This window comes from Phytoactinopolyspora alkaliphila (assembly GCF_010550695.1).
In the GTDB taxonomy this organism is placed as follows: Bacteria; Actinomycetota; Actinomycetes; order Jiangellales; family Jiangellaceae; genus Phytoactinopolyspora; species Phytoactinopolyspora alkaliphila.
The window spans coordinates 676,895-688,475 of record NZ_JAAGOB010000001.1 but is presented as its reverse complement, the minus strand read 5'-3'; the positions used below and the strand labels follow the sequence as shown (position 1 = coordinate 688,475).

At 65.8% G+C, this 11,581-nt stretch carries 10 protein-coding genes; 7 read left to right on the top strand and 3 right to left on the bottom strand.

All coding sequences use genetic code 11. The features are described 5' to 3' along the window. The coding region (locus tag G1H11_RS03025; RefSeq protein WP_163815825.1) for a DUF222 domain-containing protein at positions 1 to 485 on the bottom strand (485 nt) is incomplete at its 3' end. A gap of 619 nt (positions 486 to 1,104) precedes the next feature. Continuing rightward, on the bottom strand, positions 1,105 to 1,269 hold the full coding sequence (locus G1H11_RS03020; RefSeq protein WP_163815823.1) for a hypothetical protein: 165 nt from the start codon (positions 1,267 to 1,269) through the stop codon (positions 1,105 to 1,107). Between the two features lie 344 nt (positions 1,270 to 1,613). Between G1H11_RS03020 and G1H11_RS03015 the strand changes: the two genes are divergently transcribed. Continuing rightward, a complete protein-coding gene (locus G1H11_RS03015; RefSeq protein ID WP_163815821.1) occupies positions 1,614 to 2,417 on the top strand; it encodes a putative protein N(5)-glutamine methyltransferase in 804 nt (267 codons plus the stop codon). Between the two features lie 23 nt (positions 2,418 to 2,440). Here G1H11_RS03015 and G1H11_RS03010 read toward each other — a convergent pair whose 3' ends face one another. Beyond that, positions 2,441 to 2,671, bottom strand: a complete 231-nt coding sequence (locus G1H11_RS03010) for a hypothetical protein (RefSeq protein WP_163815819.1) — start codon at positions 2,669 to 2,671, stop codon at positions 2,441 to 2,443. A gap of 146 nt (positions 2,672 to 2,817) precedes the next feature. Between G1H11_RS03010 and G1H11_RS03005 the strand changes: the two genes are divergently transcribed. The 6 genes from G1H11_RS03005 to G1H11_RS02980 all read left to right on the top strand — a co-directional run bounded on the left by G1H11_RS03005 (position 2,818) and on the right by G1H11_RS02980 (position 11,510). Further along, positions 2,818 to 3,933: a substrate-binding domain-containing protein gene (locus G1H11_RS03005; RefSeq protein WP_163815817.1), complete on the top strand. Its 1,116-nt coding sequence runs from the start codon at positions 2,818 to 2,820 to the stop codon at positions 3,931 to 3,933. Between the two features lie 101 nt (positions 3,934 to 4,034). Then, positions 4,035 to 5,045: a hydroxyacid dehydrogenase gene (locus tag G1H11_RS03000; RefSeq protein WP_163815815.1), complete on the top strand. Its 1,011-nt coding sequence runs from the start codon at positions 4,035 to 4,037 to the stop codon at positions 5,043 to 5,045. Positions 5,046 to 5,097: 52 nt separating this feature from the next. Beyond that, positions 5,098 to 7,098: an ABC transporter substrate-binding protein gene (locus tag G1H11_RS02995; protein WP_163815813.1), complete on the top strand. Its 2,001-nt coding sequence runs from the start codon at positions 5,098 to 5,100 to the stop codon at positions 7,096 to 7,098. A 51-nt stretch (positions 7,099 to 7,149) separates the two neighbouring features. Further along, complete coding sequence (locus G1H11_RS02990) at positions 7,150 to 8,142, top strand: ABC transporter permease subunit (protein WP_163815811.1); 993 nt, start codon at positions 7,150 to 7,152, stop codon at positions 8,140 to 8,142. Positions 8,143 to 8,156: 14 nt separating this feature from the next. Then, on the top strand, positions 8,157 to 9,317 hold the full coding sequence (locus G1H11_RS02985) for an ABC transporter permease (RefSeq protein WP_163815809.1): 1,161 nt from the start codon (positions 8,157 to 8,159) through the stop codon (positions 9,315 to 9,317). 27 nt (positions 9,318 to 9,344) lie between these two features. Beyond that, a complete protein-coding gene (locus G1H11_RS02980) occupies positions 9,345 to 11,510 on the top strand; it encodes an ABC transporter ATP-binding protein (protein WP_163815807.1) in 2,166 nt (721 codons plus the stop codon). Positions 11,511 to 11,581: the final 71 nt, after the last annotated feature.

The following is an 11,581-nucleotide window of genomic DNA, read 5'->3' as shown; positions in this document are numbered from 1 at the left end:
ACATCGGGCGGCAGGCGGGCCATCGTCTTCGAGATCACGGTGGCGTGATCGGTGGAGATCTCCCCCGCGGTCAGGGCGGTGTGGGTGGCCGGCATCGACCGTGATGCGCGTGGCCCGGCGGCGGGGTTAGCGGCGTAGTCCTCGACCGGAGCGGGTGGAGTGAGCCGGTGCGCCAGATCCACGTTCGTTTTGGCGGTGCCGGGGCGCATGCGTAGCGCATCACGCAGCCACGCCGTGGTGGACGACGCGCCGAGGCGGCGGCCGAGATCGCGGGTGTCGGCCTCGGCGAGAAGCCGCAGGAACAGCTCGGCCTGCTTCGCCGCCAGCGCGTGCGCACGCACCAGCACCTCAGCCAGGTCCTCATCGCCCAGCCCCCGCGCGTGCACCTCCCGGCCGTCCGCGAGCACAGCGTCCGCAGCGTCGAGCACACCCACCACCGGGTGCACCCCACCCCCACCGCTGCTGTAACCGCCATCCTCAAACATGTGTTCGAGCATACCGGCAGCCACCGACAAGGTTCGGAGCCAAGCCGGGACCGTCGTAGGCAAACGCGGAGCACCGTGACTAAGTCAAGAAGGACTAGACAAACTGGGAAGCGAGCTCAGCTTGCGTGGACCTAGTTTGTCGCCGAAGGAGGAGCGACAGCTGATTCCACAATCAGCCGCTCGCGTGACGAACACCGCCCGCAAATGTCGGCCGCGGCCTCGCATCAGAGACCGGCGCGGCCATTGAAGACGTTCGTCGTTCGATACCGTGCAGGACTGGCCGCGTAAAAAAGGTCATATGAGGCAACCACGTCCGGCGGATGTCGCGAAGCTCACGGGACATGGCAGTGATGCGACTCCCCCGCGCCCTGTCCGCCGCATAGGCTCAGCCGCATGACCAGCAGCGTCACCACTGAAGACCAGTCGCCGCCGCTCTCGCCGCGGCCAGGCATAGGCGCCTCCCCCGTAACCGCCGTCCCGCAGCCTCACCGTCCGATGCCCAAGCGCATTTCGCAGGCCTCCTCGCTTATGGGGCTTCGCGCTGGCATCGGGCAATGCGCACACGTAGACACGGTGAGTGGGCGCTGAACGCCGCGCCGCACACGCGACGCGGAAGAGCTCAGTCGTCCAGGTCAGCACCAAGAGACCACGCCGGGTCGACCAGGTCCGAGCTGCCCGGGCCGATCTGAACGATCTGGTTTCCATCTCGCTCGATCGGCCGCACCAGCCAGCTGTGGTTCCGTGCGTTCCAGGTCAACACGTACTCCGTGTCCCGGCGCAGCATCGGTGCCCTCCCGCGTCTACATCGCTCCATGCCCACGACAACTCATGCTGTCTCCGGCTGCGGATCTCGCTCCGCAGCCGGCTGGCCATGTGTGTCTATTTTGCGAGGTCAGGCCCACTTGACGAAACCATGACCGAGCAAATGTGCCCGTTCAGCCGTGAGCCACCGGCCGAACGGACGACCCTGTCGCGCCGTCCGGTAGCCTGGCCCAGTCAACGCTGAACAAAAACGTCCCGGAGGTGAGACCGATCCACGCCATGTCACGTCGGGTGCTCTCACCTCGCGGCCCGGATTCCATCCTCGTAGGTGATTGACGAGCGCCCTTCTGGTCCAGGAAGGCACTCATGTCGGCATCGCGGTTCTCGTCCTCCTCGTCCTCTCGGCAGCTCTCAGCGGTCGTATCCCAACTTCGGGCCTTCGGCTGCGTCTACGCGGAGGAAGAGGCCGAACTGCTCAGTTGTGCGTCCAGGACGCAGGCCCATCTTGACGCGATGGTGGTTCAACGCGGCAGTGGACTGCCAATCGAGCACATCGTCGGGTGGGCAGAGTTCTGCGGGCAGCGGGTGCTGGTCGATCCCGGCGTCTTCGTCCCCCGGCGGCGCACCGAGTTCTTGGTCCACCAAGCGGTCGCACTCGCTCCCCCAGCGCCAGTGGTGCTCGATATGTGCTGCGGTTCAGGGGCCGTCGGCGTCGCACTCGTGGCGCTGCTCGGCGACGTCGACCTCCACGCGGCCGACATCGATCCGGCCGCGGTGCGATGTGCCCGCCGGAACCTCGATCCGCTGGGTGGCCGGGTCTATCAGGGCGACCTGTACGGGCCCGTGCCGGACGCCCTGCGAGGCGCCGTCTCCATCCTGGTGGCGAACACGCCGTACGTACCCACCGACGCTATTGGACTGCTCCCCCACGAGGCCCGTCTGCATGAGCCCAGGCAAGCGCTCGACGGCGGCCCCGACGGTCTCGACATCCAGCGGCGGGTGGCCGCGGCGGCCCGGCCGTGGTTAGCGCGCGGCGGCCACATGCTGGTCGAGACCAGTGAGCGGCAGGGCCCCCGCACGGCGGAGATTCTCGCCGGCAACGGCTTGGCGGTTCGCGTCGCTCATTCTGATCGCTACGACGCCACGGTCGTCATCGGCACCCAGGAATAGCACACGGGTTCTCCGACATAGGTTCAGGACTCGTCGCGGTACTTGGGTACGTCCGGTGCGTCGTCGAGGTCGTGCACGTCGCGGCCGGGAGCGTCGGACGAGACTCCCATCCCACCGGTGCGTTCCTGTCCGTGTACCAGACCGTCCTGCGCCTCTTGCACCCGAAGAGCCTCATCGGTGGCACTCTCCCGGTCGATCTCCCGCGGGTCCTCCCCCGGAGTCGGATGTTCTTTGGTTCGCCTGTCTTCGCTCATGCCCAGCCCGTTACCCCGATCCGCCGTTCAGATCCGTTACCGTCGGGCGTCGCTGCCTCGCGCCGCGCCGGTGCACGGGTCCTACGTTGTGGCCGGGTCGCGCCCGCAACGTAGGATCATGACGTCGTGTCAACCAGGGGGTCCCGATGCTGGCCGTTGATCGCCAAGCGCGCATCCTCGAGACGGTGCGCAGCCGTGGCGTGGTTCGGCTGCGCGAGCTGACCGAGGAACTGGGCGTGTCTGTGGCCACGGTCCGCCGCGACGTCACCACTCTCGCGGAGCGTGGGTTGGTGGACCGCAGCCACGGCTCGATCAAGTCCACGGACTCCGGCAACGGCGACCACTCTCCGGCACTCGCCCGGGTCGGAGAATCGGTTGAGGCCGTGCCTGGGCAGCCGGAGAAACCCGCGTTCACCCTCGGCATGCTGGTGCCGTCCACTACGTATTACTACCCGGACGTTGTCCGTGGTGCCCGGGCCGCAGCCGCGACCCTTGGCGCCCGGCTGGTTCTGGGCATCTCGTACTACGATCCCGCCACCGATCGGCTGCGAGTTGACGAGATGCTCGCCGGAGGCGTCGACGGTCTGCTGATCACTACCAGCGTGCCCCTGAGCAAGCAGGACGAGACCACCGCCTGGCTTGCATCGCTGCCGGTCCCTACCGTCCTGGTCGAACGACGGATCACCCTGGGAACCGGAATCGAGCACGTGGAATCCGTAGCCTCGGACCACGTCTACGGTGCCTGCCTTGCGGTCCGGCACCTGGTCGGTCTCGGACACAACTCGATCACGCTGGTGGTCCGTCGCGACACCCCCAACCGATGGCTGATCGAGGAAGGCTACAAGACCGGGCTCGACGAGTTCGGGCTCAAGCGGTTGCCGCCGATCACCACGCCGCACCCAGAGTATGATCCGGCGACGTTCGACCATGCCATCAAAGGCGTGGTCGACGACGTGGTGCGGGGCCGTATCAGTGCGCTTCTCGTACACAACGACCAGGACGCGATCGTTCTCATCCAGCGGCTACACGGCGCGGGTGCCCGAGTTCCGCGGGACGTAGCCGTCGTTTCCTACGACGACGAGGTCGCAGGACTGATCGACACACCTCTGACGGCGGTGGCTCCCCCCAAGCAGGACGTCGGCAGATCCGCGGTCGAGCTTCTAATCGCTCGACTCGCTCACGGCGCGGAGCGCGCCAAGCGGCACCTCATTCTGCTGCCTGAACTGCGCATACGGCAGTCTTGCGGCGCCGCGCGACGCTAGCGTTACGGGTTCGTAATGAAATCCACTCGCCTCAAAGCCTAGACAGCAGACCGCTTCTGAGTGAATGATGCGTTAACGCTCACATCGCTCAGGAGTCGCGCATGCGTCATCGCCCAGTCGCCCTCGTCGCCATGAACGAGCACATGGCCCGCCGGATTCTCACCACACCGGTGCGGGAACGTCTGGCGGATCTCGTGAATGTTGATTCCCACATGGTGGCAAGCGATTTCCACGCGACCCGCGTCCGTCAGGCCCTTGCGGACGCGGAAGTGCTCCTGACGTCATGGGGATGCCCACCGCTCACTGAGGATGTCCTCGCCCGTGCACCCCGCCTCCGCGCCATCGTGCACGCTGCAGGCACCGTCAAGCCGCATGTCACGGACGCTTGCTGGAAACGTGGAATCCGGGTGTCGTCGGCAGCCAGCGCGAACGCCGTGCCGGTGGCCGAGTACACCGTCGCCGCCGTGCTGTTCAGCAACAAGCGAGTATTCGAGATCGCTGCTGACTATCTCGTCGAGGCGAGCTGGATGTACTGGGGCGAACGGTTCCCCTCAGTCGGAAACTATCGCAAGACCATCGGGGTCGTCGGTGCCTCCCGGGTCGGGCGCCGGGTGATCGAACTTCTGCAGGCGTTCGACCTGCGTCTCCTGCTTGCCGATCCGTATGTCGACGAGGTCGAGGCCCGCACGCTCGGGGTTCAGCTGTGTGAGATCGACGATCTCGTCTCCCACTCCGACGTGGTGACGCTGCACGCGCCGGCGCTTCCCGAGACCAGGCACCTGCTCGATGCGGCCCGGCTCGCGCGGATGCGAGACGACACCACCGTCATCAACACCGCCAGGCCGTCCCTCATAGATCAGCAAGCGCTTACCAAGGAGCTGTTGTCAGGCCGCTTGCGGGCGGTCCTCGACGTTACCGAGCCGGAGCCGCTGCCTGCGGACTCGGTGTTGTTCAACTTGCCCAATGTACTGATCACGCCGCATATCGCCGGCTCGATCGGCGGTGAGCTGGCACGGATGGCCGAGTGCGCTCTGGACGAGCTGGAGCGCTACGCCGGCGGGCTGCCCTTCCGGCACGGCGTCGAACCCCAGGATCTCTCCCGATCCGCATGACCAACTGACAACGAAACACCCGGTCCCAGACCACGGACAAAGGAGTGCCGACATGACGGAAAGCCGGACCAAGACCTGGACCAGACGAGAGATGCTCCGACTCGGCGGCGGAGGCACCGTGCTCCTGACGATGTCGCTCGCCGGATGCTCGGCCTCTGGCGGTACCGCCGAGGACCCACCGGACGACGACGCACCGGTCGACCCGGACCGCCCGCTGGAGTCTCCCATGCTGACCGAGCAGGTCGAGGCCGGGGAGTTGCCTCCGCTGGAGGAGCGCCTGCCGATCGAAGCCGACCGCCTCGTCGTGGACGGCCCGGACAGTCTGGGCGTGTTCGGCGGAACATACAACGGCGCCGTCCTCGGTCAGGGCGACGACCCATGGCTGGAGCGCATGATCGGGTACGAGCCCATGCTTCGGGTGGATCCGCAACTCGAGGAGATCATCCCCGGCATCTTCAAGGACATCGAGGTCAGCGACGACGGGACCGAGTTCACCATTCACATGCGCCAGGGCATGCGCTGGTCCGACGGCGAGCCGTTCACCGCTGACGACGTGATGTTCGCCTTCGAGAACGTGTACCACAACGAAGAGATCCACCCGACGTTCCCCGGCACGTTCGCGGTCGACGGCGATCGCGCGACAGCCGAGCGGATCGACGACCACACCGTCGAACTCACCTTCCCGGGGCCCAAGGGCGATTTCCTCGATCTCGCTTCTCGCGCCGCGCAGTGGTGGGCGCACAACCTCGCGTTCTATCCCAAGCACTACCTGGAGCAGTTCCTGCCGGAGAACAACCCGGACCTGGACGCCGAAGCCGAAGCCGCCGGCTTCGGCAGCTGGGTCGACTACTGGGAGGACCGCATCCAGTGGTGGAACAACCCGGACAAGCCGGTGCTCTTTCCCTGGGTAATCACGGACACGCTCAACACCGGCACCCGCGTGGTGGCCGAGCGAAACCCCTACTACTGGAAGGTCGACTCGGGCGGTGCGCAGCTCCCCTACATCGACCGGCTGGAGTTCGAGACCGTCCACGAGGAGGAGGTGATGTTGCTCAAGGGCGTCAACGGCGAGCTCGATTTCCACTCCCGGCACTTCAACACCGACGCCAACAAGCCGGTCCTGGCCGAAGGCCGCGAAGAAGGTGACTACGACTTCGTCACCGTCCAGACCACCTCGATGAACCGGATGATCATCTCGCTCAACCTCAATCACAAGGACGACGACCTGCGGGAGATCTTCCAGAACAGGGACTTCCGGATCGGGTTGTCTCACGCCATCGACCGGCAGGACATCATCGACACCGTCTATCAGCGCCAGGGCGAGCCATGGCAGGCCGCCCCGCACCGGGAATCGGAGTTCTTCGACGAGGAGTTCGCCAAGCAGTACACCGAGTACGACGTCGACCTCGCCAACCAGCACCTGGACGCCGCCGGGCTGACCGCGAAGGACGGCGACGGCTACCGGCTGCGCCCTGATGGCAACCGGTTGCGGTTCAGCCTGGACGTCACCACCCTCTTCCCCGAGTGGGCCAACGCCGCCGACATGGTCCGCCGCTACTGGGCTGAAGTAGGCGTAGATATGCAGGTCAACCCGATCGAGCGGACGCTCTTCTACGAACGCAAGGACGTGGCGGCCAACGAGCATGACGCCAACGTCTGGGCCGGTGACGGCGGCCTGAAGGTCGAGATGCTGGAGACACGCTGGTGGTTTCCTTCCGGCGGCGAAGCCAACTACGCCATGGCGTGGGCCAGCTACTTCGACACCCGCGGCGAGGGAGAACACGCTCAGGAGCCGCCGGACTACGCGCTGCGGCAGATGGAGCTGGCCTGGCAGATCCCGCGGGAGCCTGAACCCGAAGTGCAGAAGGACTTGTTCCGGGAGATCCTGCAGATCTCCAAAGAGCAGTTCTATGTGATCGGCATCGCCTCGGCCGCGGACGGCTACGCCATCGCCAAGAACAACCTGCGCAACGTGGTCCCGAGTTTCCCGGATTCCTGGCTGTACCTGACACCCGGACCCGTGGATATCCCCACCTGGTTCTTCGAGAACTAGGACATGCACTGGCGGGACACGGACGCACTATGGCCAAAGGTGGTGTAGCGGGTGCTGAGGTACATCGGACGCCGAGGGCTGATACTGATCCCAACCCTCTTCGCGATCTCGGTCGTCACGTTCATCGTCATTCAGCTTCCTCCGGGCGACTTTCTCTCCACACGAATGGCCCAGCTGCAGTCGCAGGGTGATGGCAGCCTGGGCGCTCAGGAATTGGCGAGACTGACCGAGAGGTATGGGCTGGATCAACCGATTTACGTGCAGTACTGGCAGTGGTTCAGCAACATCATCTTCCGGGGTGACTTCGGGGACTCGTTCGACTACGGGCGCCCGGTAAGCGCCTTGCTGGCCGAGCGGCTGCCGCTGACCATTGTGCTCTCGGTACTGACGCTTGTGTTCATCTGGGCCGTGTCGTTTCCCATCGGCGTGTACTCGGCGGTCAAGCAGTACTCGGCCGGTGACTACACGTTCACTTTCCTGGGCTATCTGGGCTTGGCTATCCCGAACTTCCTGATCGCCTTGGTGCTCATGTGGCTCAGTCTCCGGTACTTCGGCACCAGCCCGGGCGGGATCTTCTCGCCGGAGTACCGGGACGCACCCTGGAGCCTGGCGAAATTCGGCGATCTCCTGTCCCACATCTGGATCCCAGTGGTCATCTGGGGAACAGCCGGCACGGCAGCGAACATCCGAGTCCTGCGGGCCAACCTGCTGGATGAGCTACGCAAGCCCTACGTGATCGCGGCGCGTGCGCGCGGAAACTCTGAGCGGTGGATGACGATCAAGTACCCGGTGCGGGTGGCGATGAACCCGTTCTTCTCCACCATCGGCTGGATCCTGCCCGGGCTGATCGCCGCGGATGCCATCACCTCACAGGTGCTCAACCTCAACACCACGGGCCCGCTGCTGTTGCAGGCTCTGCTGGCCCAGGACATGTACCTGGCCGGATCAGTCCTGATGATCAGCGCCGCGCTGGTCGTGATCGGCACGCTGATCTCCGACATCGCGCTGGCCTGGCTGGACCCGCGGGTCCGGCTCCGGTACTGACGGAGGGTGCGACGATGACGCAGCAACTACCCGGCGCCGGCGCCGCGCCGGCGTTGGAGACCGAACCCGTCACCGCCGTGGACGGCGACGACCAGAGGATCGCCGTAGCCTCCCAGTGGAAACTGGTCTGGTGGGGCTTCAAGCGGCACCGGCTGGCGGTGATATGCGGGATCATCACCCTGTTCATCTATCTGGTGGCGATGTTCGCTCCCTTCTTGGCTCCCTATAACGCCGGTACGCACAACTCCGAATACACGTACGCGCCGCCGCAGCGCCTTCACCTCTTCGACGACGGTTCCTTCAGCCCGCACGTCAACGGGTACACCCTTGAACAAGACCCGGAAACGCTTGCCCTCACCTTCGAGCTCGACGAGAACACGAAGGTCCCCGTCGGCTTTCTCGTCCGCGGCGACGAGTACAAGCTGTTCGGCCTGATCACCTGGGACCGGCATCTGATCGGGCCGAAGGGTGACAACGGCACCCCGATGTACTTGCTGGGAGCCGATTCGAACGGCCGCGACATGTTGTCCCGGATCATCCACGGGACCACGATCTCCATGTCCATCGGGTTGGTGGGAGTCTTCCTGTCACTGCTGCTCGGGGTTGTGCTCGGTGGCGTCTCCGGATACTTCGGCGGCAAGATCGACAATGCGATCCAGCGACTGATCGAGTTCATCATCGCGATTCCCACCATTCCGCTGTGGATGGCACTGTTCGCCGCCGTCCCTGCGAACTGGGGCCAGGTGCAGAGGTACCTCGCTCTCACCGTGGTGATCTCTCTGGTCGGATGGGTCGGCATGGCACGTGAGGTCCGCGGCAAGTTCTTCGCGGTCAAGGGCGACGAGTACGTGACGGCCGCGATCGCCGACGGCGCCAGCCAGGGCCGGGTGATGTTCCGGCACATGCTGCCGTCCTTCACCAGTCACATCATCGCCAACCTCTCGCTGTCGATCCCGACGATCATCCTCGCTGAGACCGCTTTGTCCTTCATCGGCCTGGGCCTGCAGACGCCGACGGTGAGCTGGGGTGTCCTACTGCAGGAGGCACAGAACATCCGCGCGGTGTCGACCGCGCCGTGGATCCTGCTGCCCGGCGTGGCCGTGGTGATCACGGTGCTTGCGATGAACTTCTTCGGCGACGGGCTGCGCGACGCCGCCGATCCGTACAAGAACTGACCGGTGCCGAGAAGCGGGAGACGCACAATGAACGGTGAACCGCTGTTGCGGATCGAAGGCCTGCAGACCCACTTCTTCACGCCGGAAGGGGTGGTGAAAGCCGTGGACGGGGTGAGCTTGAGCGTACCCACCGGCCGGACAGTGTGCGTCGTCGGCGAGTCCGGATGCGGGAAATCCATCACAGCACGCTCGGTGCTGCGGCTGGTGGATCGCCCGGGCAAGATCGTCGGCGGTTCCATCCAATGGAGCTCGAGCGGGGCTTCCCCGGTCGACCTGGCGAGCCTGGATCCCGACGGGCCAGAGATCCGCCGCGTGCGCGGCGGCGAGATCGGCATGGTGTTCCAGGAGCCGATGGCGTCCCTATCGCCGATGTACACGGTGGGCGCGCACCTGTCCGAGGCACTGCGCCTGCACCGGAAGATGTCCAAGGAACAGGCGCGGGAGACCAGCATCGACCTGCTGCGCAGGGTGGGCATTCCGCAGCCGGAGCGGCGATTGGACAGCTACCCGTTCCAGCTGTCCGGCGGGATGTGCCAGCGGGTCATGATCGCCGTGGCGATCTCCTGCGACCCCGCACTGCTGATCGCCGACGAGCCGACCACGGCGCTCGACGTGACGACGCAGGCCAGGATCATCGACCTGCTCAAAGATCTGCAGGCACAGAACGACATGGCCATGCTGTTCATCACCCATGACCTGGGGGTGGTGGCCGAGATCGCCGACCAGGTCACAGTCATGTACCTCGGCAAGGTGGCCGAACACGGCACCGCGGAGCAGATCTTCGAGGATCCACAGCATCCGTACACCAGGGCACTCCTGCGCTCGATCCCAGCCGTGCGCGGAGGCGGCACCCGTAGCCGGCTGGCGGCCATCCGCGGCATGGTGCCGCATCCACTGCACCGTCCGGCGGGATGTCCGTTCCGCACCCGCTGCGACCATGCCATCCCCGGTATCTGCGACACCGTCACCCCAGAAGCCACAAGGTTCGAGGGTGATCACGTCGCCTACTGCCACCTGCACACCGAGGCCGGCGCGGCGACACGTTCGGCCTCCGGTCCGGCCGTCGTGCCTCCCGCACCCGATGTCGGCTCACTCCAGGTCGGCCCCCTGCGCGTCATCGAGCCGGTGGCACGCACGGCTGCCATGTCGGCGGACGGTCCGATCCTGGAGGTTCGCGGCCTGACCAAGCACTACCCCATCGGAGGTGGTCTGTTCCGTGTGCCTACCGGCGCCGTCCGGGCGGTAGACGGCGTCGACCTGACGATCTTTCCTGGCGAGACTATGGGCCTGGTCGGTGAGTCCGGCTGCGGGAAGACGACGCTGGGCCGATGCGTCGCCCGGCTGCTGGATTCCACGTCGGGCGAGATCAGATACCACCGCGCCGATGGGCGCAGCGTCGATCTCGCGTCGATGCGCGGGCGGGCCTTGCAGGAGTACCGCCGCCAGATCAGGGTGATCTTCCAGGATCCGTTCTCCTCGCTGAACCCGCGGATGACGTTGCAGCAGATCGTCGGAGAACCGCTGCGGGTCAACGGCCTGGCTCGCGGCCGGGAGCTGGAGGACAGGGTGGCCGACATGCTTTCACGCGTCGGGCTTCGCCCGGAATACATGCAGCGCTACCCGCATGCCTTCTCCGGGGGCGAACGTCAGCGGATCAACATCGCCCGCGCACTCATCACCCGTCCACGCCTGGTCATCGCCGACGAGCCGGTCTCCGCACTCGACGTCTCGGTACGGGCACAGATCCTCAACCTGCTGGTCGACCTGCAAGCCGAGTTCGGACTCACCTACGTGTTCATCTCGCATGACCTGTCCGTCGTGGAGCACATCAGCGATCGAGTCACCGTCATGTATCTCGGCGAGGTGGTCGAGAGCGCGGACACCGCGGACCTGTACCGTCAGCCGAGGCATCCGTACACCGAGGCATTGATGCGGGCGGTGCCCGTGCCGGATCTGTCTCGACGGCGCCGGCGCCACGACGTGGAGATGGATGACGGTCTGCCCGACCCGGCCGCTCCCCCGCCCGGGTGCCGCTTCCACACCCGGTGTCCCTACACACGCGACGAGCTGTGCCGGACCGATCACCCTGGCCTTCGTCCGGCCGGCGACCGGCGCGAGTCGTCGTGCCACTACGCCGACGGCCTTCTGCTCACCGGGGTGGATGACGCTGGGACACCCGCCTCCGCCCGCTAACCGACGTGGCACCCGTCGCATGATCACAACAAGGTCGCAGGGCACTAGGGCGGCCGGCGCAGTGTGTGATA

Bases quoted from the DNA above. Each gene is read 5' to 3' on its own strand.
- G1H11_RS02995 (WP_163815813.1), top strand. From the start codon at position 5,098: ATGACGGAAAGCCGGACCAAGACCTGGACCAGACGAGAGATGCTCCGA.
- G1H11_RS02980 (WP_163815807.1), top strand. From the start codon at position 9,345: ATGAACGGTGAACCGCTGTTGCGGATCGAAGGCCTGCAGACCCACTTC.
- G1H11_RS03020 (WP_163815823.1), bottom strand. From the start codon at position 1,269: ATGCTGCGCCGGGACACGGAGTACGTGTTGACCTGGAACGCACGGAAC.
- G1H11_RS03000 (WP_163815815.1), top strand. From the start codon at position 4,035: ATGCGTCATCGCCCAGTCGCCCTCGTCGCCATGAACGAGCACATGGCC.
- G1H11_RS03005 (WP_163815817.1), top strand. From the start codon at position 2,818: ATGCTGGCCGTTGATCGCCAAGCGCGCATCCTCGAGACGGTGCGCAGC.
- G1H11_RS02985 (WP_163815809.1), top strand. From the start codon at position 8,157: ATGACGCAGCAACTACCCGGCGCCGGCGCCGCGCCGGCGTTGGAGACC.
- G1H11_RS03015 (WP_163815821.1), top strand. From the start codon at position 1,614: ATGTCGGCATCGCGGTTCTCGTCCTCCTCGTCCTCTCGGCAGCTCTCA.
- G1H11_RS03010 (WP_163815819.1), bottom strand. From the start codon at position 2,671: ATGAGCGAAGACAGGCGAACCAAAGAACATCCGACTCCGGGGGAGGAC.